This window comes from Limnospira platensis NIES-39 (genome assembly GCF_026000695.1).
GTDB lineage: Bacteria > Cyanobacteriota > Cyanobacteriia > Cyanobacteriales > Microcoleaceae > Limnospira > Limnospira platensis.
The window spans coordinates 1,616,392-1,639,237 of record NZ_AP026945.1; the positions used below are offsets into that span (position 1 = coordinate 1,616,392).

Below are 22,846 nucleotides of genomic sequence, written 5' to 3' on the forward strand. Positions count from 1 at the left end.
TTCCTATCCCAAAAGGAGTTACGGAACCCGTTACACCAGTTACACCAGGTAACAGTTTCAGAAACCCGGTTTCTCAGTCCTCCCTCTAGCCTCCAGCTACAGCCGGAACAATACTGACTTCATCACCATCAGCTAAGGCGGTATTCGTACCATCTAGGAAGCGAATATCCTCACTGTTGACGTAGAAATTCAAAAAGCGCCTCGGTTTTCCTTCATCATCACAGAGACTTTTCTTGATACCTGGACAATTAGCTTCCAGGGAATCAATTAATTCCATAATGTTCGTCCCCTCACACTCAAGGGTAGCTTGGTTGTCAGTGAACTTTTGCAGGGGAGTGGGAATTAAAACTTTAACAGCCATTGTTGATTAATTGAATAGAAAATTGCCGTCAAAAGGAGAAGGCTTGCACCTTCCCCAAGATTTCAGATCTTACCGGATTTTGGCTAATCTTAAACCAAAACCTGTTGCCATTCTAGGCGATCGAGAGTCCGTGCGCGTTCGATCGCCACTTCAAAGCTATCTAGTTTCGGGTCAATGGTCAGAGGTTCGCCAACGTAGCCCTGAACCGCCTCCTGAGTTTTTAACCCATTTCCAGTAATGTAAACAACAGTAGTTTCATCCGGGTCAATTTTACCCGCTTCCACCAGTTTTTTCAAAACTGCAATGGTAGTTCCGCCAGCGGTCTCGGTAAAGATACCTTCAGTTTCCGCCAGTAATTTGATACCCTCGATAATTTCAGCATCATTAACTGACTCCACATGACCGCCAGACTTTTTGGCTAATTCTACTGCATACACTCCATCAGCCGGGTTACCAATAGCGATAGATTTAGCGATCGTATTAGGTTTAACGGGGGTAATAAAGTCGCGATCTTCTTTGAAAGCATGGGCTACAGGAGAGCAACCTTCCGCTTGTGCGCCACTAAAACGCACGGGTTTATCTTCCACTAAACCCACCTTAACAAACTCTTGGAAACCTTTATGAATCTTGGTGTATAAGGAACCAGAAGCGATCGGCGCTACTACATGATCTGGCAGTCGCCAACCCAACTGTTCTGCCACTTCAAAGCCCAGAGTTTTAGAACCTTCGGAATAATAGGGACGCAGGTTGATATTAACAAAACCCCAGCCGTAGGTATTAGCTACTTCTGAACAGAGGCGATTAACTTGGTCATAATTGCCTCTAACTGCCATCAGAATCGGATTATAAATTAATGTTCCTAACACCTTCCCCGCTTCTAAATCGGAGGGAATAAATACACAACAATCTAATCCAGCCTTAGCAGCGATCGCCGCCGTAGAATTCGCTAAATTTCCCGTACTCGCACAGGAAACCGTCGAAAAACCTAACTCTCTAGCGCGGCTGAGAGCCACAGATACCACCCTATCCTTAAAGCTAAGGGTAGGCATATTAACAGCATCATTTTTAATATAAAGATTTTTAAGACCTAGGCGGCGGGCTAACCGTTCCGACTTAACCAAGGGAGTCATCCCAGTTCCCACATCAATAACATTATCTGTAGCTACAGGTAAAAAGTGACGATAACGCCAGATAGAATTTGGGCCAGCTTCAATAGTTTCGCGAGTTACCAGCTTACGCAGGTTGTCATAGTTATAGTGAACTTCCAGGGGACCAAAACACACCTCGCAAACGTGCTTGGCTTCCAGAGCATATTCCGCACCGCACTCTTTACATTTGAGTTTATCAAAAGTAGCTCCGGTGGTGGGGGTGGTGGTGTGGTTATGGGTGGCCTGGGTCATGACACTTACCTCTGCTTTTTTCTGCTGTTCTAACTGTTGGATGAAGACTATCACAGTTGTCAAATTCTCGTCAACAATACCCGACTTTTTTAGTCGGGATTAACAAAAATCCCTGTAAATCATGGGTTTTTGCCCATACTGTCCGGGGAGAAGGGTCAGAAAAATTTGGGGGAAATAATTTCCGCCCTCACGATAGGATTAAGGAAGATTGCCCAAGTCGTACTTTAAAGGCATTGAGATATAAGACATGGAATTTAGAGCCACAGATACTAACCTCCTAGACTGGAGTGGAGATGTATTAGCTATAGGTCTGTTTAAAGGACAAGTCGAACTGACTGGGGATTTAGCAGAACTTAATCAAAAACTGGGTGGGACCCTACAAGAACTTATCGAAGAATCAGACTTTCAGGGAAAAGCTGATAGTAGTGCTTCTGGTCGTGTGGGTGGCAATAGTCCCATTCGTAAGGTGGTTTTAGTGGGGTTGGGGTCTGCTGAGGACTACACCCTAGAAGCTATCCGACGTGGGGCGGCTGCGTCGGGACAGGCGGCGAAAGCACTCAAAGGTAAAACCCTGGCTATCAGTTTCCCGGTGGGGAATGCGTCGGAGACGGTGGGGGCTATTGTAGAGGGATTAGAGTTAGTTCTGTATCAGGATAATCGCTTTAAGTCGGAAACTAAGGACAAAGAAATTCAAGTCGAGTCTGTAGATCTACTAGGGTTTCCGGGTACAGAAGCAGCGATTACTCTGGCTCAACAGATCTGTTCTGGGGTATTCTTGGCGCGGGAGTTGGTGGCGGCTCCGGCTAATGAAGTTAACCCCATAACTATGGCCGAATTGGCTCAATCTCTGGCTGCTGAGTATGGGTTGCAACTGGAAATTTTGGAACGGGAAGATTGCGAAAAGTTGGGGATGGGAGCATTTTTAGGGGTGGCTCAAGCCTCGGACTTACCTCCTAAGTTTATCCATCTCACCTATAAACCCCAGGGAACACCTACCCGGAAACTAGCTATTGTGGGTAAGGGTTTGACTTTTGATTCGGGTGGTTTGAACCTGAAACCGACGGGTAGCGGCATCGAAATGATGAAAATGGATATGGCTGGGGCGGCGGCGACTTTTGGGGCGGCTAAGGCGATCGCCACCTTAAAACCCACAGTTGAGGTACATTTTATCAGTGCGGTAACTGAAAACATGATTAGCGGCCGTGCTATGCGCCCTGGAGACTTCCTACGCGCTTCTAATGGCAAAACTATTGAAGTCAATAATACGGACGCTGAAGGGCGTTTAACTTTGGCTGATGCTTTGGTTTTTGCTGACCGCCTAGGGGTTGATGCTATTGTGGATTTAGCAACTCTTACCGGAGCGTGTATCGTGGCTTTGGGAGATGATATAGCTGGGTTATGGAGTTCTGATGATCAACTGGTGCAACAGTTACAATCTGCTTCCGAAAAAGCGGGGGAGAAATTCTGGCGGATGCCAATTGAGGAAAAATACTTTGAGGGACTCAAGGCGATTCATGCTGACATGAAAAATACCGGACCCCGCGCTGGGGGGTCGATTACCGCTACTCTGTTCCTGAAACAGTTTGTTAAGGATACCCCTTGGGCTCATTTGGATATTGCTGGCCCGGTGTGGACAGATAAAGATAAGGGATATAATAAAACTGGCGCGACCGGATTTCCTGTGCGAACCCTTGTCAATTGGGTTCTGGCTAATTCCTAATTAGGATGCCAATTCCCCTGGGAGTTCGGAGGCGATCGCCTGGGGGATTGCTCCCATTTTTTCCCTTTTCTGGTTATGGCAATCAATACTGCATTTCCCCGCTTACCGCCAACCCCTTGGTTGGTGACTAGATGCCTCCCATTCGGGTATCTTCTCGAATGCAGTTGTATTAACTTTCGCCTATTATCACCTAATTTATAGACATCTCAATATTGGGCAACTAATTTGCTAGGTTAATTATGCTTTTCCATGGGGATAACCACCGAATTATGGGTGCTTATAGATAGGTTTTCCCCTAGTGGACAAATATCTCCTCTCTCTGCTGGCGGGAGGCGAACCCAAAACAATAATCTAACAAATGCTAGAATTGCTGGTATATGTTTTGATCAACTTATTAAGTTATGAGCCTCATCGATTAATGGTCAGGGGCCATGGATTTTTGCCAAAAGCACTATCAAACTGGCTACATTTGTGGTTAACTGCTGCGATCGCATTGGTTAGTTACTGTGGGGCGACTATGCTCAACAATAGCTTATCAATCTATGGCGATCGCTGTCAATTTTCAACCCCAAATCAACCCTTTTGGCGCGGCGGTGGTAATTTCATCGGTAACTCTGGGTTACTCAGCTTGGGGTTAGTCATGGCGGGAAATTTTCAGATCCTGGACACAGAAATTCCCTGGTATCCCGTCGGGGGAATATTTGTAGTGGCTATCTTAGCCATTTTAGGATTACTCGCCACTAGCTTAATATTATTTTGGCTGTGGTGGTTTCAGATACCTATGTTAGGGTTTATTCGCCGCCATAATTTGGCATCTAGCCTAGATAATTCAGCTACCAATAACTCCCCCAACTCCATTAATAACAATCCATTAACTATCAAAGTAAATGCCAATATCAATAACTGGTCTGCGGAAGATACCCTATCCCTCACCCAATTTTCTATTGATAAAGCCGCCGATGCGATTTTTTGGATTGGGATAGAAGGACAAATTATTTATGTGAATGAGTCAGCTTCTCGCCTGTTGGGTTATTCCCCCAAGGAGTTATTGTTATTGACGATTCATGATATTAACCCGGATTTTCCGCGAGATTCTTGGCATTTGCATTGGCAAATTCTGCGGCGCTGTGGGTCTTTAAAAATTGAGGCTCGTTATCGGACTAAACATAGTCGCCTAATTCCCGTGGAAATGATGATTAATCATCTCAACTTTAAAGGTGAAGAATATCAATGTGTGTTTATCCGAGATATTAGCGATCGCAAACAAGTTGAGAGAATGCTGCGGGAACGTCAGGGAGAATTTCGCACCCTGGTTTCTAATATTCCTGGTGCAGTTTATCGGTCTAATTTAGACATCGATCGCACCATGACTTTTATGAGTCCGGGGGTGGAATCTATCACTGGTTATAGCCCTAATGATTTGATTTTAAACCGGCAGATTAGCTTTGCAAGTCTGATTCATCCTGATGATAAACAAAGGGTTATAGACGCGATTCACACATCTGTAGAAAAACGAAATCCCTATATTTTAGAGTATCGGTTACTGCGAGCCGATGGTTCCCAAAGATGGGTTTATGATAAGGGTCAAGGTATCTTTGATGATGACCAACAAGTTTTATGTTTGGCGGGGGCAATTTTTGATATTACCAAACAAAAACAAGCCTCGGAAGCTCTGCGGATTAATGAGGAAAGGTTACAGTTAGCATTAACCGGAACTAATCAGGGTTTATGGGATTGGAATTTAGCCACTGATGAGGTCTATTTTAGCCCTCAATGGGGTCAAATGCTCGGTTATGACATGGAGCATATAAACACCCATGCTCGCTCTTGGTTGAAGTTGGTGCATCCTCAAGACCGCCATCAGGTAATTTACTGCTTAAAACAACACTGGCAAAATCTCACGACTTTTTGTGAGGTTGAACACCGAATGTTTACCCACAATGGGGGTTGGAAATGGGTGCTTAATCATGGTCAAGTGGTGAGTCGAGATGAGCAAGGTAAACCCCTACGCATGACCGGGACAGTTAGAGATATTAGCGATCGCAAACAGGCTGAAGATGCTTTGCGACAGTCGGAAGCTAGGGAACGCGCCAGAGCCTTACAGTTGGAACTAACCCTCAAAAAACTCCGACAAGCTCAATCACAATTAATTCAAAATGAAAAGCTGTCCAGTTTGGGTCAAATGGTGGCAGGAATTGCCCATGAAATTAATAACCCAGTTACCTTTATTTATGGTAATATTAGTTATGCGTCTCAATATGTGCAAGACTTGTTAGCACTGATTCGATTATATCAGCGATATTATCCACAGCCAGCGGCGGAAATTAGCGATCGCATTGAAGAAGTAGAACTGGGTTTTATTATAGAGGATTTACCCAAAATTTTAGAGTCTATGGAGGTCGGCGCAAATCGGATTAGGCAGATTGTTTTGTCTCTCCGTAATTTTGCCAGACTTGATGAGTCGGAAATGAAACCCGTCAATATTCATGAGGGAATTGAGAGTACATTATTAATCCTACAACATCGGCTCAAAGGACGACTTCCCACCTTAGAAAAACATGAGTTTCCCGAAATTAAAGTAGTTCGCAATTATGGGGATTTGCCGAAAGTAGAATGTTATGCGGGTCAACTTAATCAGGTTTTTTTGAGCATTTTAAGTAATGCAATTGATGCGATTTTAGAGGTGGAAAAACTCGAAAATGGCTTGGTTGACTTCGAGCCTACTATTCAAATTAGCACCGCATTAATTAGCTCCGATTGGGTGTCAATTAAAATTTCTGATAATGGTTTGGGTATGGAAGAAGAAGTGCTACATCGGTTATTTGAACCATTTTTTACTACTAAACCCGTGGGTCGTGGGACTGGATTAGGATTAGCCATGAGTTATCAAATTGTGGCTAAACATGGGGGAAATTTAACCTGTCGGTCTGTACGAAATAAGGGCTCAGAATTTGCGATCGAAATTCCCCGGCGACCTTCTGGGTTAAGTAAAACCGGACGATATTATCTCCCAAGTGAACATTATTCTAAGACAGAATATGAACGGGACTCTCTTCAGAGTTGAGGAGAGCCAAATTAACTATAGCATCCCCTTGATTAACTAAGGGATTTTGCTGATTTCCGATAACTAATCCATCAGCAGGAGACCTGACTTTGACGCTAGTATCACCAAAAGCATCAGATATAACACCTAGTAGTTGGCGCTTATATACCCGTTCCCCCAACTCAATAGATAGTTGTAATATCCCACTACGAGAAGCACGCACCCATTGAGTATTTTGCACTTCTATAGGTTCGAGGGGAAAGTTATCAAATTTGAACTCATACATATCTAAGGTTTCCATCACCCGTAGGATACCTTGAACGCCAATATAAATAGCATGGGAATTAAATCGTAGTGCTTCGCCTCCTTCATAAAGAAGAACCGGAATCCCTTTTTGAGTGGCGGCTTGACGTAGGGAACCATCCCTAAGTTGGGAGTGAATAATCACAGAGGTTCCAAAAGCGCGCGCACATTGGTAGGTGACAGGATCATCTAAGTTGGCTCGAATTTGTGGTAAATTATTACGGTGAGCTGAGGCTGTATGTAGGTCAATCCCATGGGTGGAGTGATTGACGATTTCTTGGACGAATAAATTAGCTAGACGGGAGGCGAGGCTTCCTCTTTTGGAACCGGGAAATGAGCGGTTTAAGTCTCGGCGGTCTGGTAAATATCGAGATTGTTCGATAAATCCAAAGACATTGACAATGGGAACAGCAATTACAGTCCCACGCAACCGCTTGGGGGAAATTTTTTGCATAACTTGATGAATGATTTCAACGCCGTTAATTTCGTCCCCGTGAATAGCCGCACTGAGCCAGAGTATTGGTCCGTCTGTATAGCCATTGATGACGATAACGGGTAGGGAGAGCATGGTTTGAGTGGGAAGACGAGCCACGGGAATTTCAATGCGCTTAGTGCGTGCGGGGGGAATTGGGGTGCGGCAAATTTCAATCATTAACGGACGATCGCTGGTGAGAAATCGGAACTATAAGAATAAACTTAATACCATAATTATAGCAGATAATAGCTCACTCATTACTGAGTTTTTTGCCTCTGGAGATATTCCCAGGCTAAAAAGATGGCGGCGATGGTTCCGGCTACTTGAATCTTGTGGCTGGCGATCGCATCTATAACTTCAGCCACTGGTATCAGAACCACTTGGATATCTTCGGTGGGGTCCAGTTGCTTCTCGTGTTGTAACTGGACATTTTCCGCCAAAAATAGATGAATAGAATTAGTGTCTTTGACGGGATTATCGTATAGGGTAGCTAGGGGAATTAAAGACGAGGCGACATAACCTGTTTCTTCCCTAAGTTCCCGTAAGGCGGCGACGGTAGGGGTTTCGGTAGCGGGGTCAAAACCGCCAGCGGGGAGTTCTAATAAAATCTGCTCGACTCCATGTCGGTATTGGCGAACAAAAATCACCTGCTGGTCTTCGGTGACGGCAAAAACTAAGGCGACATCAGGCCGAATATTGATAAAAAAATCATCTATAATGTTTCCATCGGGAAGGGCGATCGCATCTTGGCGCACCCGACACCAGGGATGGTCTATGATCATTTGCGATCGCAATCTTTGCCACTTTTGCATGAGTTTCAGAATCTAGGAGTTAGGCTTGCATTCTCACCCAAAACATGATAGTAACTCCAGAGATGAGCTATAGTAACGATCAGCTTTTCTCAGAACACTTTTTTTGATGTGGCGATCATGCAAAACAAGTATAGACCGTTTCCAGTGTCACTTGGTTTTTCCAGTGCCGCGCCAACCCAACCACTCCCCACCGGGAAATTGACACGGCGGCGGTTCCCTAGTCTTTTTAAATTAGGTCTAACTACAGCGATCGCCACTTTCATAGTAGGTACAGAGGCGATCGTCAACACAGTTGTAGCCGTTACCGTTCCCCAGTGGACCCTCAACCCCAATAACGGAACTGTTCAAGTCCAACTACCAGAAGGAGTTAGACCCCGACTAGCCGTCATCCAACAACCCAGCCGCATTATTATCGACCTACCAGATACAGATTTAGGCGTTAATGTCACCGAACTCTACGAGTCCGGCTTAGTGCGTCGGGTCAGCGTTAGCCAACTGGAACCCACAGTAGCGCGAATGACAGTTGATTTCGCCCCCGGCTTCATTCTTGATGACAGAGAAATTGACCTGAGACGAGTTGGCGTAGAAAATCAGTGGGTATTGCGTCCCGTGTTGTTAGCCCGTCGTCAACCCCCCGCAGAAAATAACTTAACCACAACCACAGCAGCCCCGACAACTCCCATAAGCCAGTCTCCCACCTCCGCCAATATTTCCCCCCAATTCACCTCCCAACCTCGCCCCATCAGCGCCTTACCCAATCCTCAACCCGAAACTTTCCCAGATGTTGAGTTTCTGCGAGTTCCCCTAAATCGCCCCACCCAAACCAACTTGGTGAGACCAGATACATTCAGTCAACCAGTCGGAACTCAAATTCTCCCCATGTCCACCACCACTGCGGCTATCCCCTATGGTCAACCTCTACCCACAGAATTACCACCACCTAGCCAAAGTTTTCGACCCCTACCCCTACCAGAAACCCAACGCCCCGACCGTCGTATCCTATTACCCGTCGGCACAACTATCACCCTCCAATATCCTGGAATTGACGATGTGCGCCTAAAATCTCAATTCAACCGCCAAGATGTTTTACTGCTCCAAGGGGGAATTGTAGACGCAGCAGGTAATTTTGTCGTACCTCCAGATACCCCCGTAGTCGGAAGGTTTGAAACCACTAATCAGGGAACCCGTTTTGTCGCCCAAGCCATTAACTTAGAAGGTCGTAGCATTCCCTTTGTGGCTGAATCAACTTGGATTCCAGGTGCGCGACCAATTAAGCCGGAAAATGTGGCTATTGGGTCAGGAATTGGCGGTTTGGGAGGATTCCTCATTAGTGGTTTTGATGGATTAGGATTCCTAGCTGGGGCTGTGGGAGGGGCTGCTGTTGGGGCTATTAGTTCCCCTCAACAGCATATTCTTGAACCGGGTCAGGTTGTCCAAGTCCGATTGGTTCAGGAATTAGCCCAAAATGACTTTTTGCTGGGAATTACCCCAGCTTTACCAACTAGCCCACGATTTTAAAGGATTTTAAAAGCCATCAGTCCCCGATCTAGGACGGTTCGGGACTAGACCCGATTGATTGAGAAAATCGTTCTGGGCGCTATTGTTTTGGTAGATACAGCTTACCTCTGCATCATCGTTCAGGTCTCCCGTATAGCCAAAGGTGTTCATTCGGTGTTTACAGTCTCTTTCCTCTTCCACGGTGATCAGGTTCCGCTGTCTCAGTAGAGCCCAGTTACTGGTCCGCAGAACGCATCCTGGTTGCATCCTAGGTTGACCGACGAAAACGCTAAAGGGGTTCAGGGTGACAAATACCCGTAAATCTGTCACCATGGCACTGGCTCCGAATTTAACACAGATTTCTGGGTTGGGAGCGCTGCGATCAATGAATTCGCTGGATGCTACATTCTGGGGGGTTAGGGTGGCGGTGGAACTTATCGCCATACCTATACCAATTCCCAACACCAGAACGCCTGCTATCACGGCCATAGCGGTATAGTTAAAGGCGGAAGCTATGGGAGATGTGGGCTTAGTTCTACGTTTCATGAGCTTTTGGAATACCGTGATCAATTTTTATTCTCTACCGAGAGCTGCATTTTAACGCTCTGCCTCCTATTGTAGACATGACGATCGCTCTTTGGTATTTGGCGGCGATAATTTCAGCGGTTAGGGTTTTTCAGCGCTAAACTTTTCTACACACCGCACAAACATTTCTACCCCCATACTTAGGGCGGTTTCGTCAAAGTCAAACCGAGGATGATGGTGCGGATAAGCTAAATTGCGATCGCTATTAGCAGACCCCATGAAAAAATAACACCCCGGTACTTCTTGCAGGAAAAATGACATATCCTCACCTCCCATAGTCTGACATTTTGGCACTATCCCCGCTGGTGTTTCTACCACACATTCTGCTACACTTCTGACCAAATTGGCTAGGGATGGATCGTTAATTACTGGGGGATAAGTTCGTTGATAATTTAACTCATATCTCGCCCCATGACTTTGACAAATTCCCGCCACAATTGACTCTATTCGGTTGCTAAAATAGTCATGTAATTGACGATTAAAATAGCGGACTGTCCCCTTTATTGTCGCTTGGTCAGCAATCACATTATGAGCATCTCCAGCATGGAAATAACCCACAGTCACCACAGCAGACTCTAAGGGGTCAACATTCCTGGCTACAATGGTTTGCAGGGTATTAACAATTTGGGAACCTAACAAGATTGCATCTATGGTTTGATGCGGCATCCCTCCATGTCCCCCCTTCCCAAATATGCGACATTCAAAAATATCTACTGCCGCCATTAACGCACCAGCGCGCACCCCCACCGTCCCCAATGGCAAATTATTCCACAAATGCAACCCCACAATTGCCTCAACATCAGGATTTTTTAACACCCCGGCTTTAATCATGGGTAATGCGCCGCCCGGCCCTTCTTCAGCAGGTTGGAATATGACTTTTATTGTACCACAAAAATCCTGTTTGTGTTGGGATAAATAATAGGCGGTTCCTAGGGCGATCGCTGTATGTCCGTCATGACCGCAAGCGTGCATAATTCCATCATGACAAGATTTATAACTTACCTCATTTTGTTCTTGAATAGGTAAAGCATCAAAATCTGCCCTAATTGCTAAAACTGGCCCCGGTTGACGACCTTCAATAATGGCTACAATTCCGGTTTCGGCAATTTGAGTTTGATGATTAATTCCCCACTCCCCTAGTTTTTCGGCAATAAACTTAGCCGTTAATTTTTCTTGAAATGCTAACTCTGGGTATTGGTGAATATGTCGCCGCCAGCTAACTAACTGAGGCTGTAGTGCTTGAATTTCCGGGCGAATTTTCTCGGTGATCACCCGGTGGGGAGTGGAGACAGTTGCAGTCATAGATGATTGATAATGGCAGTGGGTGTACTAATTTAATGATAATTTTAGCAGATGATCAGCCCTAGGGGAATTTTGCCTGTTTCTGGCTTCGGGCGATCAAAACCGACAGCGATCGCGATAAAATTGGAGTGGTGCTATCCTGGGTAATTATTAGCCCGGCTAACCACCATCACCATTATATGTCAGATTAGACCTATGTTAAATTATTCGCGGATTTTCTTAATCTCAGCATTAGGACTGGGAACCTTCTTCCCCAACCAAGCTATATCAGTTCCCCATATAGTTACTGGATCTCCATTGCTATTAGCCCAAAATCAGCCATTCCAAATTAGTGGCATCCAAATAGTTAAAAATGAAACCCTAACAGCGGGAAGTTATACCGTAGAAGGGCGACTGATTAATTATAGTTCTGACGTAATGCGATCGCTACAAGTAGTTTATCGTTTATACCGCCAGGAAGGTGATACTTTAGTAGAAGTCGAAAGCCACGAAGCTACCGTTATTCCCGGGGAGTTACAACCCGGAGAAACTGGGAAGTTTGGCTGGGCTTTTTCCGAGGTTCCCCAAGTTTTTTTCATAGAAGCGATCGTCTCCGAAAACGGAACCACAGAAGTTAATCAGTGCTATGCTGACGGTTTAGCTAGGCGAGAAATGTGCAGACTTCAGCTTAATTCTCAAGCCGTTTATCCCCTCACCATCAAACACTAATTACCAACCTTCTGATAACTCGAAAATGAACCAACTTTACCCTCCCATAGAACCCTACGCCGAAGGAAAACTACAAGTTAGTTCCTTGCATACCATTTATTTTGAACAGTCCGGGAACCCAAAAGGTAAACCCGTTGTCATCCTTCATGGCGGACCCGGCGGCGGATGCTTACCAGAATATCGTCAATATTTTGACCCGGAAAAGTGGCGAATTATCATGTTTGACCAACGGGGATGCGGTCAAAGTATCCCCCATGCAGAATTAGAAGAAAATACGACTTGGCATTTAGTAGAAGATATCGATCACCTGCGAAATCACCTAAATATTAACAGTTGGGTGGTGTTTGGTGGTAGTTGGGGAAGCACCCTATCCCTAGCCTATAGTCAGACTTACCCCCAGCATTGTCGGGGGTTAATTTTGCGGGGTATTTTCATGTTAAGAAAAGCCGAACTACAATGGTTTTATCAGGAGGGCGCAAGCTATATTTTTCCAGATGCTTGGGAGGAATATATTAAACCTATTCCCCCAGAAGAACGTCACGATTTAATCTCGGCTTATTATCGTCGTTTAACCAGTGATGACCCCCAGATACAATTGGCGGCGGCTAAGGCTTGGTCAATTTGGGAAGCGAGCACCAGTAAATTATTACCAGATCAGCATTTAATCGAAAGATTTGGTGATGGCAATTTTGCCACGGCTTTCGCTAGAATTGAATGCCACTATTTTGTCAATCAAGGTTTTTTTGAATCGGAAGACCAACTATTAGTTAATGTTGAGAGTATCCGTCATATTCCAGGGGCGATCGTTCAGGGTCGTTATGATGTAGTTTGTCCCATGAAAACCGCCTGGGAATTGCATCAGGCTTGGCCAGAAGCGGAGTTAATTATTATTCCTGATGCTGGACATTCCATGAGTGAACCAGGCATTCAAAAAGCCCTAATTGACATATCAGATAAATTTGCCACTTTATAGGTTAACTGCCCTCTCCCAGTGTAGGAGAGGGGTTAGGATGGATATAACGGGGGTATGATGCACCGGAGGGGGGATTAATTCAGGTTTTCGAGTTTGATGCGAGGGTCTACTGATTTTAACAATAAATCCGCCAAAAGATTACCCAGAATCAGCATAACAGCACCCATCATTAAACTAGCCATAACTAGATAAAGGTCTTGTTGTCTAACTGCTTCTAAAGTTAACCTTCCTAGTCCCGGCCAGTTAAAAAAGGTTTCGGCAATAAAAGCGCCACCTAACAAACTAGCGAATTCAAATCCTAATAAGGTAATTAAAGGATTGATGGCATTTCGGAGAGCGTGAACATAAATAACTCGGTTTTCTGGGAGACCTTTAGCGCGCGCAGTTTGGATATAGTCTTGACGTAAAACATCGAGTAATTGACCGCGCATGAGTCGCTGTAGACCGGCGAAACTGGTGATACTTAAAGCCAAAGTTGGTAAAATCATGTGCCAAGCAATATCACCGATTTTCCCCAGGAGAGACAAATCAGGATAGTCTATGCTGGTCATACCTCCAACGGGAAAGAGGGGGGAGGTTTTTTGTGCTAAAAATAGTAACAGTAAGGCGGTGATGAAACTGGGGAATCCTTGGCCAGTGTAGCTGATCACTTGTAAGGTGCGATCGACTCGGCGGTTTTGATTAACTGCGGCTAAAATTCCTAGGGGAAGTGCGATCGCCCAAGTTATAATTAGGGAAGAAATAGCTAACAACAAGGTAGCGGGGACTCTTTCCCAGAGTAAATCAGTGACCGATCGCTGATTTTCAAAACTATAGCCAAAGTTCCCCCTAGTGACAATTTGGGTAAGCCAATTCCAATATTGGATAATAGGAGGTTGGTCTAATCCGAATTGTTCTCTAAACTGATTGAGAGTTTCCTGGGAAATTTGGGGATTATTGATATATTTATCAAGATAATCACCCGGAGCCAGTTGGACGATGACAAAACACAGTACAGAAGCCAATAGCAGAGTAATCAGCGCCTGAAAAAGTCGTTTCGCCACATACAAGAAGTTATCATAGTCAATGCTCATATTTCAGTCATAATCAATTAAAGTGACAATAGGGACATCAGGTAATTGATTTCGTCCCCCCAAAGCCTTTAACTCGATGATAAAAGCAAAACCCACCAAATGACACTGAGCCTCTTGTACCAATTGAGCCGTCGCCGCTGCCGTCCCCCCGGTAGCTATCAGATCATCAACAATCAGAACCCTGCTACCTGGTGGCATGGCATCAATGTGCATTTCCAGGCGATCGCTCCCATATTCTAACTGGTATTGTGCAGCGATGACCTGTCCTGGTAACTTGCCAGGTTTTCGCACGGGGATAAACCCACAACCCAACTGATAAGCCAGGGGAACCCCAAACAGAAACCCACGGGACTCCATACCCACGACATAATCCGGGGAGAGGCGATCGCACTTATCCTTCAAAGTATCAATGGTATAGCGCAAGCCCTGAGAGTCCCTTAACAGGGTAGTAATATCTCTAAAGACAATACCGGGCTTAGGAAAATCTGGGATATCGCGAATAAAAGATTTAAGATCCATCAGGGTAATGTAAATATTAGGAGATTTGCTAACCAGTCTTTAACTATATATTGTCTTGGAATCGATGTTGCTGTGAGCATAATGCAAGTACAACCCTACCAAACTAATTTAAACCCAGTCATATTAGACAGTTTGCCGGATATACCCATCTCCGACAAAGGATGTCCCCGTCGGGCGCGATTACAAATCGACCTGATGTTACTAGCCATTGAAGCCCTGGCCCTAGGGAGTTCGGAACGAATGCTGGTCAAGATATCGGAGTTAGAATTGCAAGGAATTATCCCCAATCGAGTCGTGTTATGGCGACTGCGTAGCACCAACCCCCTGCGACGCTACAGCCAACGACAACCCCTGACTCTGAAAGAAGCTAAAGCCTTAGTGGTGATTATTGCTATGATGAGTCGAGAGTTAACAGTGAGAATCCGCCAGTTGCTGATTGACTTTGAGCAAATGCAGCGCAAGCAAATCCCCATAGAACAGCATTTGCAATTGTATAGCTATCTGGAAAGGTTCCAGGCTCACTTCCGTAGTCGGATGAATCCGAGGCGCGCGGGTGTAATTGCTTACAACTCCCCAGAGAAAGTAAATGATTTGGCGATCGCTTTGCTGGGAAAATTGCTATTCTGTACAGGCACTGCAGGGATGCAACGGTTTTGGATCAGTCTGTTTGATGGAGAGATAGCATGACGATTATACGTCAGTACAGTTTGCCTAACTGCAAGCTGATTTTGCATGGGTTGAGTAGTCCCACAGATAATACCTCAGAAACTCGGCCCCGTTTATCGCTATTGATGAATGCGGAGTGCCATTTTGTCGGTTATCCTCAGCCTATTGTGGGGGGGAAAGAGTTTTTCGAGTGTTTACTGCAACAGGTGAATCAATACGCCCAAGAGTTTCTCAGCGGCGTATCACATCCCCCCTCTGCTAACACTGCTGCTGAGGTTCCCATGGTGGAGTTACGCAGACTAGACAGCAATTTACACCGCCTGATTGTCCGTAATACCCCCGTTGATGGGGATTCCCAGATGAAAACCGATCCTACATCCCCTGTGGAATTAGATTTAACCACGGTGCAGTTATTTGATTTGGTGGAAGCAGTGGATCAGTTTTTAGCTGATTCTGGGACTTTACCTGAGCTTTCGTTACAGTTAAAAGCTATTCCTAAGCGTTATACTAAACCAGAGCAATCTGTTGCCCAAAGAGCTATACCAGCAGCGGTAGGTGTGTCAGGATTGGCTATTGCGGCGATCGCATTATTTGCTCTGCCAGTTCCAGAGTTGAGGCGACCCCTAGAACCTAATCCTCAAGAGTCCACAGAAACCCAACCCCCATCAGAAACTGAGGGACCACAATCAGCCGAACAATCTCCACCACAGGGAGTTAATACAGACCCAGACGGGGAAAATCTCACTGTCGGTGAACCCGGTGCTACCATTCCCTTACAACCCAATTTAGTCTCACCCCCATCTATTGATGACCCCCAGGAAATTGAGAGATTACAGCGAGAATTGTTTGTTCAGATAAACCAGGCATGGGTTGCTCGCATTAACCGAACCCTAGTTTATCGGGTTACAGTAGCCAGTGATGGCAAAATTATAGATTATGAAGCAGTTGACGATGTTACCCCAGAGGAAGAGGCTCCTATTCCTTTATCAGAGTTACGCTTTCAGCAGGTAGGACCTGACCCAGCAGAACCCCAAGCAGATATGATGGTGATATTTAATCATCCCGGAGGTCCGTTAGAAGTGCGTCCTTGGCAAGACTGATAACCATTCGCAAGGCAATTGAGGGTAAATTCATGGCAGATCCAAAACCAAGTAAATCTTCCCCTAAATCCAATTCCGGGGTTTTGGTGGGGCTGTTGTCCTTCATTTTTCGTCTGTTATTGTTGGGGGTAGGCGGTGCTGTGGCTTGGCTACTGGGAATGGCTGTGGCTCAAGTTTACCCAAACACCAGTTCGGAAATGCCCCTAACTGAACAGTTACTGAGGCGATCGCCAGAATATCAACCCTCTTTCCCAGCCTCAGAAACTCCGTTGACCCCGACTCCGACCCCGCCGCCTACGGGATTAACTCCAGAAGTCCAACAAACCTTACAACCCCAACTCCAACAATTACAGCAAGATCTCAATGCCTTGATCGGTCGCACCGCCGCCCTAGAAATTCAAATCGGTAATAGTCGGCCCGCAGAAACCTTGGAGAGGCGCTTACAAATTATAGAACAGCAATTAACAGCCCCTAGTTCCCCGGAGGCGGAAAATATACCGCCACCAACTCCCCGCACTGCTAGGTCTAGATCTGGAAATGGTTTGATCATGACTTTACCCAGTGATATTTTATTTAACCCAGGTAGTAGCACATTGCGCCCTGGGGCTAATGTTATCCTTGATAACTTGATTCCAGATCTGCAAAACTATCGGGGGGCAGTAGTGCGGGTGGCAGGTCATACTGATGATAGTGGCAGCCGTCAGCAAAATCTGGTTTTGTCCTCGGCACAGGCTGAAGCAATTGTGCAATACCTATCTAATGCTGTGGACGATCAGGCTTATCATTGGGTGGCGATCGGTTATGGTATGACTCGCCCAGCGTTGGAAAATACCTCGGACATCAATAGACAACTTAACCGCCGCATTGAAGTTGCCATTACCCCCCCCTGAAAAACCTAAATCTAAACACAAAGGAAAGTTGATACATGAGACTGGTTTTTTTTGGTACGCCTGAGTTTGCTGTGCCTAGTTTGCAGCGATTATTGACTGATGAGCAATTTCAGGTGGTTGGGGTGGTTACTCAACCAGATAAACGACGGGGACGTGGTAGCAAAACTAGCCCTTCCCCGGTAAAGGCGATCGCCATGGGTGCAGGTTTACCGGTTTGGCAACCCCGTCGCATTAAAAAAGATCCACAAACTTTAGCTAACTTGCGGGAAGTTGAAGCTGATGTTTTTGTGGTAGTCGCTTATGGACAAATCCTATCCCTGGAACTTTTGCAGATCCCTAAATTAGGATGTGTCAACGCTCACGGCTCGATTTTACCAAAATATCGCGGAGCGGCACCTATTCAGTGGTGCTTATATCATGGGGAGACTGAAACCGGAATTACTACCATGTTGATGGATGAAGGCATGGACACAGGCCCCATGCTATTGAAGAGTTACACCCCCATTAGTTGGGAAGACCAAGCGGCTAATTTGGCCGAACGTCTGGCTCATATGGCGGCGGAACTTTTAACCGAGACTTTGCTACAAATGCGATCGCAAACTATACAACCTATTCCCCAAGATCATACTCAAGCTACATTAGCGCCTCTCATTAAGCCAGAAGATTATCAACTTGATTGGTCAAAATCTGCACCCGCCCTCCATAACCAAATTAGAGCCTTTTATCCCCATTGTGTCACTACCTTTAGGGGACAAAGTTTGAAAATTAGCGGCTCGGTTCCCTTGGGTTCTGTTCCCCAAACAGAATTGCCTCCACCATTGGCTCGTTTGTCTACCGCCGATATTAACCCCGGTAAAATTGGCGAAATTGTGGCGATCGCCAAACGCTTCGGCCCAATTGTTCAGACCGGGTCAGGATACCTATTGGTTTCCGAAGTCAAGTTACCCGGAAAACGGGTTCAGTCCGGTTGGGATTTTGTCAATGGCACTCGTGTAGCGATCGGAGAAATTCTTGATTAAAATTAGAACTATGCAACCCCAATAATTTGTGTAAGTTTAAATACACCTACTAGCATTAAGAGACTAATATGGTCAGTCCTAGCCCAGAAGTTAATTTTCCTGTCCATTTTCACAACAATAAAGCCTGGGTCAAAATTCCCCATCGTCTGAGTATATTGGAGGCTGTTGATTTTAAGTCAACTTGTCATAATCTGGTTTTGGGAGATCAGGTTCCACAGGCTATTATTCTCGATTTTAGCGAGACTACATTTATCGATAGCAGCGGAGTCGGTGCCTTAGTCAGTAACCTCAAAGCCGCCAAAAACAAAAATGTGGAACTTTTGCTAAAAAATGTCAGTCCCCAAGTAATGGCGGTTTTTTCTTTAACATCCCTTGATCAGGTTTTAACCTTTCAACAGGATGAACCCGCACCTCCTGGGGATAATAGCCAATTACCCGTTACTCATCCTTCCGTTCGCTCTGTGGTTAAACGCTCTATTGATATTGTCGGCGCTATAGTGGGATTGGGTATTACTGCCGTTTTATCTATTCCCATTGTCATTGCTATTCGCCTTGATAGTCCCGGACCGATTTTGTTTGGTCAAATTCGTTGCGGTTGGATGGGTAAGCGTTTCCGTATGTGGAAGTTTCGCTCTATGGTGATTAATGCCGAAGAACTCAAAAGCACTATTCCTAATCAGGCAAAAGGTCAAATATTTAAAAATGATAATGACCCCAGGATTACTAAAGTAGGTCGGTTTTTGCGGCGCACCAGTCTCGATGAATTGCCTCAATTCTGGAATGTTTTAATGGGAGAAATGAGTCTAGTTGGCACTCGACCACCTACTCCTGATGAAGTGGAGCGTTATGAGGTTCCCCAATGGCAACGCCTAGATGTTAAACCTGGTATGACTGGTGAATGGCAAGTAGGCGGGCGATCGCAGATTAAGGATTTTGAAGATATTATTCGCCTTGATCTCAAATATCAGGAAAACTGGAGCTTGATGTATGATCTCAAAATGATTGTCCGCACGATCGTCATTTTGTTCAAAAAAAATAGTGGTGCAATGTAAGATTAATGGAAGATGAAAATCTACTAATGCGATCGCATCTTAAAGTAGGTACAGATCTACTGTTTTTAGAGGAAGTATTACAATGGTTTGAGCAGATAACTACTCCCTTTTTGCCTCCCGATCTGAGCTACGAATGCAAGATTGCTATTACCGAAGGGTTCACTAATGTGGTTCGTCATGCACACCATGGATTATCTAAAAACACTCCCATTGATATTCAGGTGAAGATTTTATCTAATTCTATCGAAATCAAACTATGGGATTTTGGTCAACCTTTTGATTTCCCCAAAACCCTGCATTTTATTCTTAACGAAAAGATTGCACCTTTGGAAAAAGAACAAGGTAGGGGTTTGATTTTGATGTATAAACTCACTGATGAAGTCACTTATTGTCGCCTGGATGACCATCGTAACTGCCTAACTATGCGACGGCATTTCTCTTAACTTTCAGTCATTATATAGAGTGCATCTACTAACTACACCCACCCTCAACTAATTATCTGAGATCATCTCAGACTGTGACGTTATATAATATAATGGATTTGTGATAAGTACAAAATATTGATTTAGTCAAACACTAAACCAGAGTTATGGTAGCCTCACCTACGACTACACCCAGTCGTTCTAGTCAAACCGTCCGTAAGCCTTACCCTAACTATAAGGTGATTGTCCTTAACGACGATTTTAATACCTTTCAGCACGTCGCTAACTGTCTGATGAAATATCTTCCCGGAATGACTAGCGATCAAGCCTGGGAGTTGACCAACCGCGTCCATTATGAAGGTCAGGCGACTGTGTGGGTTGGCCCCCTAGAACAAGCCGAATTGTATCATACCCAACTCAGTCGCGAAGGTTTGACAATGGCCCCCTTAGAAAAAGCCTAATCATTACCTTCGGCATCTGACATCATAGCCGATCGCATTAATCCCGGCCAGATCAGCAGGAAAAATCCCATCCAGGTCAGGACGGGAACCCCTACAATTACCGATAGCCAAACCTGATGAAATATTAGCCAACTGCCACTAATTAGGCTAACTCCCGTCAGCAGAATTGACCAAGGTTGACACCACCAAGGTTTATAGTCCCAAGGATTATCACTTGAGGGTTGATTTTGATTCATTAACCACCTTTTTGCAATTGATTAACTAGATGAACTAACTCTGGTAAAATCAGCTTTTCCATAGCTAGTTTAACCGCTCCTTGGGAACCGGGAACCGAAAATAATAGAGTTTCCCGATATACTCCCGCCGTGGCGCGAGAGGCGATCGCACGGGAGCCAATCTCATTATAACTCAGAAACCGAAACAGCTCCCCAAAGCCGGGCAAAGTTTTTTCTAGTAACCCTTCAATAGCATCATAAGTCGTGTCTCGTGGTGCTATTCCCGTTCCCCCATTCACAATCACTGCCTCGATTTTAGCATCACCACAGCATTGATTAAGCGCCTGAGTAATCAAGTCCGGTTCATCTTTAATTATCACATAATTACCCAGATGATGACCACTATCTTGCAGCATTTGCTTAATCAAATCACCGCTTTTATCCGTTGACTCAGTGCGAGTATCACTGACAGTTAAAACTGCACAATTGACGCTCAAACTACCGCTATCAGGGTGAGGAATTGAGCTACTCATAACCATCCTTAACTCTCATGCTAACATCAAGCCAGTTCCATAACCACATCTAAAGTATGTCCTAAAGATTCATAGACTTTGTGCTGTTCAAATACACTTAAAATATCCCCATTAATCTTATTCGCCGCCGCTTCACTGCGGAGAATTTTTAGAGCCGTAACCGTAGGAACTCCATGCTTATAAGGTCGATCGCCTGCTGTTAGTGCGTCATAAATATCAGCGATCGCCATCATTTGTGATTGTAGGGGAATTTGCTCTTTGGTTAATCCCAAAGGATAACCACTACCATCTAACTTTTCATGATGTCCATAGCTAATCTGCGGCACATTTTCCAGTCCCTTAGTCCAGGGAATTTGCTTTAAGAAATTATAGGTATGGGTCACATGACCTTCAATAATTTCGCGTTCGGAAGCCGTCAAATTACCCTGAGTTATTAACAATTGTTCAACCTCTTCTGGTGTCACCAGGGGCTTAATATTGCCATCTATATCCCGATAGGTAATCTTTGATAAATCATGGAGTTTTTCCAGCGGTTCAGAATGTAAAATCTCCGGTTCGTTGGCTTCCTGCACCATCTCCCAAAACCCTTGCAACTGCTCAATCTCCTGATTCATTTCTAAATCCATACGTTCCAGAGTTTGACAGTGGGGGCATTCTGTGATACTGCGGGAATGGTTGCTGCTGTACTCTAAAAGCAGTTGATATTTCCTTTGCAGGTAGTCTATCTGTAAACTCTGGCGAGCCATAGCGAACCGTTTTTTCATCATTTCCAATTCCCAAGGATAAAGTTTCTTAGCCTTGTTTAAAACTGGTTCAGGAACGCCCACTTTGCCAAAATCATGAAGTAATGCCGCATAACGCAACTCTTGGATTTGGCGATCGCTAAATTGTACCGCCCCCAGGGGACCATCAGAAACCTGATTAATTTCCTCCCCTAAACGCACCGTCAAAACTGCCACCCTTTCCGAATGTCCGAAAGTGCAAGGGTCTCGCGCCTCAATCACCTGCACCGAGGTTTTCACAAACCCCTCAAATAGTAACTCAATACTCTCTTGTAAATTGCTGCGTTCGATGGAAATTGCCGCCTGAGAAGCCAGACTCCGCAAAATCCTCTCTTCCCAATCAGAATAAGGCTGGGTGTACTCCATCGTATTTTCAGGAGTCAGTACCAGATCAGATTTTCGCTTGCGGTTAATCAGTTGTAGCACCCCCAGGGTTTCCCCTTCCCGGTTTTGCATGGGGAGAACTAAAACCGAGCGAGTCCGATAACTGATATTCTCATCAAAACTGCGATCGAGACGATAAGGCTGTTCCTGTGGTAAATTGTACGCATCATCAATATTGAGGCTTTTCCCACTCAAAGCCACATGGCCAGCCAGACTTTTATCAGTCAGAGCGATCGCAAATTCTCGGAAAGACAAATTTGGCAAAGACTGATTTTGAGCCACCTTAAACAGCAGCTTAGGGCGATCATCACTGTAATCTACCAGATAAACACTTCCCGCATCGCTACAGGTAATTTCCCGACTCTTACTAAGTATCAGGTTTAACAGCTTTCCCAAATCCAGAGTCCCCGAGAGCGCCGTACCGATATCTAACAACTTCTCAATCAGCAGCGACTCTTCACTAACCCCTACAGACACATTAAGATTATCAAAAACCATAATCCCACATCAGAACCAACCAACCAACACCTACCCAACTGTGTGGAATTCTA

At 45.1% G+C, this 22,846-nt stretch carries 23 protein-coding genes; 12 read left to right on the forward strand and 11 right to left on the reverse strand.

The window, feature by feature from the left end; translation table 11 throughout:
* Positions 1-85 precede the first annotated feature (85 nt).
* The gene (locus N39L_RS08080) at positions 86-361 is read right to left on the reverse strand and encodes a MoaD/ThiS family protein (protein ID WP_014274878.1); all 276 of its coding nucleotides are present in this window, start codon (positions 359-361) and stop codon (positions 86-88) included.
* Positions 362-450: 89 nt separating this feature from the next.
* A complete protein-coding gene (gene thrC, locus N39L_RS08085) occupies positions 451-1,761 on the reverse strand; it encodes a threonine synthase (RefSeq protein ID WP_043468138.1) in 1,311 nt (436 codons plus the stop codon).
* A 247-nt stretch (positions 1,762-2,008) separates the two neighbouring features.
* On the opposite strand from thrC, the gene N39L_RS08090 reads away from it, so the two are divergent.
* Both N39L_RS08090 and N39L_RS08095 read left to right on the forward strand, forming a co-directional pair.
* Positions 2,009-3,481: a leucyl aminopeptidase gene (locus N39L_RS08090; RefSeq protein WP_014274880.1), complete on the forward strand. Its 1,473-nt coding sequence runs from the start codon at positions 2,009-2,011 to the stop codon at positions 3,479-3,481.
* A gap of 418 nt (positions 3,482-3,899) precedes the next feature.
* Positions 3,900-6,545, forward strand: a complete 2,646-nt coding sequence (locus N39L_RS08095; protein ID WP_231852128.1) for a PAS domain-containing protein — start codon at positions 3,900-3,902, stop codon at positions 6,543-6,545.
* Here the strand turns inward: N39L_RS08095 and N39L_RS08100 are convergent.
* Together N39L_RS08100 and N39L_RS08105 are read right to left on the reverse strand one after the other, a co-directional pair.
* Positions 6,508-7,479 (reverse strand): succinylglutamate desuccinylase/aspartoacylase family protein, encoded by a 972-nt coding sequence (locus N39L_RS08100; protein WP_006618434.1) that lies wholly within the window; start codon positions 7,477-7,479, stop codon positions 6,508-6,510. The two genes, N39L_RS08095 and N39L_RS08100, sit on opposite strands and share 38 nt — an antisense overlap.
* Before the next feature lie 80 nt (positions 7,480-7,559).
* Positions 7,560-8,114: an NUDIX hydrolase gene (locus N39L_RS08105; RefSeq protein ID WP_014274883.1), complete on the reverse strand. Its 555-nt coding sequence runs from the start codon at positions 8,112-8,114 to the stop codon at positions 7,560-7,562.
* A 117-nt stretch (positions 8,115-8,231) separates the two neighbouring features.
* Here N39L_RS08105 and N39L_RS08110 point away from each other — a divergent pair, with 117 nt between their 5' ends.
* On the forward strand, positions 8,232-9,632 hold the full coding sequence (locus N39L_RS08110; RefSeq protein ID WP_148261846.1) for an AMIN domain-containing protein: 1,401 nt from the start codon (positions 8,232-8,234) through the stop codon (positions 9,630-9,632).
* A 6-nt stretch (positions 9,633-9,638) separates the two neighbouring features.
* On the opposite strand, the gene N39L_RS08115 is transcribed toward N39L_RS08110, so the two are convergent.
* Together N39L_RS08115 and N39L_RS08120 are read right to left on the reverse strand one after the other, a co-directional pair.
* Positions 9,639-10,157: a DUF3172 domain-containing protein gene (locus tag N39L_RS08115; RefSeq protein WP_043468144.1), complete on the reverse strand. Its 519-nt coding sequence runs from the start codon at positions 10,155-10,157 to the stop codon at positions 9,639-9,641.
* Between the two features lie 120 nt (positions 10,158-10,277).
* A complete protein-coding gene (locus tag N39L_RS08120; RefSeq protein ID WP_006619413.1) occupies positions 10,278-11,498 on the reverse strand; it encodes a M20 metallopeptidase family protein in 1,221 nt (406 codons plus the stop codon).
* A 195-nt stretch (positions 11,499-11,693) separates the two neighbouring features.
* Between N39L_RS08120 and N39L_RS08125 the strand changes: the two genes are divergently transcribed.
* Positions 11,694-12,206, forward strand: a complete 513-nt coding sequence (locus N39L_RS08125) for a hypothetical protein (RefSeq protein ID WP_014274886.1) — start codon at positions 11,694-11,696, stop codon at positions 12,204-12,206.
* 25 nt (positions 12,207-12,231) lie between these two features.
* Complete coding sequence (pip, locus tag N39L_RS08130) at positions 12,232-13,179, forward strand: prolyl aminopeptidase (protein ID WP_014274887.1); 948 nt, start codon at positions 12,232-12,234, stop codon at positions 13,177-13,179.
* Positions 13,180-13,253: 74 nt separating this feature from the next.
* Here pip and N39L_RS08135 read toward each other — a convergent pair whose 3' ends face one another.
* Together N39L_RS08135 and N39L_RS08140 are read right to left on the reverse strand one after the other, a co-directional pair.
* On the reverse strand, positions 13,254-14,252 hold the full coding sequence (locus N39L_RS08135) for an ABC transporter permease (RefSeq protein WP_006619416.1): 999 nt from the start codon (positions 14,250-14,252) through the stop codon (positions 13,254-13,256).
* Between the two features lie 3 nt (positions 14,253-14,255).
* A complete protein-coding gene (locus tag N39L_RS08140; RefSeq protein WP_006619417.1) occupies positions 14,256-14,771 on the reverse strand; it encodes an adenine phosphoribosyltransferase in 516 nt (171 codons plus the stop codon).
* 81 nt (positions 14,772-14,852) lie between these two features.
* Here N39L_RS08140 and N39L_RS08145 point away from each other — a divergent pair, with 81 nt between their 5' ends.
* From N39L_RS08145 to clpS, 7 genes are all read left to right on the forward strand, one after another.
* Positions 14,853-15,458 (forward strand): DUF3038 domain-containing protein, encoded by a 606-nt coding sequence (locus N39L_RS08145; RefSeq protein ID WP_006619418.1) that lies wholly within the window; start codon positions 14,853-14,855, stop codon positions 15,456-15,458.
* On the forward strand, positions 15,455-16,537 hold the full coding sequence (locus N39L_RS08150) for a DUF4335 domain-containing protein (protein ID WP_014274888.1): 1,083 nt from the start codon (positions 15,455-15,457) through the stop codon (positions 16,535-16,537). The genes N39L_RS08145 and N39L_RS08150 overlap by 4 nt, the downstream gene beginning before the upstream one ends.
* A 32-nt stretch (positions 16,538-16,569) precedes the next feature.
* Positions 16,570-17,427, forward strand: a complete 858-nt coding sequence (locus N39L_RS08155) for an OmpA family protein (protein ID WP_014274889.1) — start codon at positions 16,570-16,572, stop codon at positions 17,425-17,427.
* A gap of 35 nt (positions 17,428-17,462) precedes the next feature.
* Positions 17,463-18,446 (forward strand): methionyl-tRNA formyltransferase, encoded by a 984-nt coding sequence (fmt, locus tag N39L_RS08160; protein WP_014274890.1) that lies wholly within the window; start codon positions 17,463-17,465, stop codon positions 18,444-18,446.
* Between the two features lie 68 nt (positions 18,447-18,514).
* On the forward strand, positions 18,515-19,498 hold the full coding sequence (locus N39L_RS08165) for a sugar transferase (protein WP_014274891.1): 984 nt from the start codon (positions 18,515-18,517) through the stop codon (positions 19,496-19,498).
* A gap of 5 nt (positions 19,499-19,503) precedes the next feature.
* A complete protein-coding gene (locus N39L_RS08170; protein WP_006619423.1) occupies positions 19,504-19,941 on the forward strand; it encodes an ATP-binding protein in 438 nt (145 codons plus the stop codon).
* Between the two features lie 146 nt (positions 19,942-20,087).
* A complete protein-coding gene (gene clpS / locus N39L_RS08175) occupies positions 20,088-20,381 on the forward strand; it encodes an ATP-dependent Clp protease adapter ClpS (protein WP_014274892.1) in 294 nt (97 codons plus the stop codon).
* Here clpS and N39L_RS08180 read toward each other — a convergent pair.
* From N39L_RS08180 to N39L_RS08190, 3 genes are read right to left on the reverse strand one after another with little or no spacing between them, the layout of a single operon-like run.
* A complete protein-coding gene (locus N39L_RS08180) occupies positions 20,378-20,617 on the reverse strand; it encodes a DUF6737 family protein (protein WP_006619425.1) in 240 nt (79 codons plus the stop codon). The genes clpS and N39L_RS08180 overlap by 4 nt on opposite strands.
* The gene (locus N39L_RS08185; protein WP_043468149.1) at positions 20,617-21,129 is read right to left on the reverse strand and encodes a MogA/MoaB family molybdenum cofactor biosynthesis protein; all 513 of its coding nucleotides are present in this window, start codon (positions 21,127-21,129) and stop codon (positions 20,617-20,619) included. The genes N39L_RS08180 and N39L_RS08185 overlap by 1 nt, the downstream gene beginning before the upstream one ends.
* A 26-nt stretch (positions 21,130-21,155) precedes the next feature.
* Positions 21,156-22,793 (reverse strand): HD domain-containing phosphohydrolase, encoded by a 1,638-nt coding sequence (locus N39L_RS08190; protein ID WP_014274894.1) that lies wholly within the window; start codon positions 22,791-22,793, stop codon positions 21,156-21,158.
* Positions 22,794-22,846 lie beyond the last annotated feature (53 nt).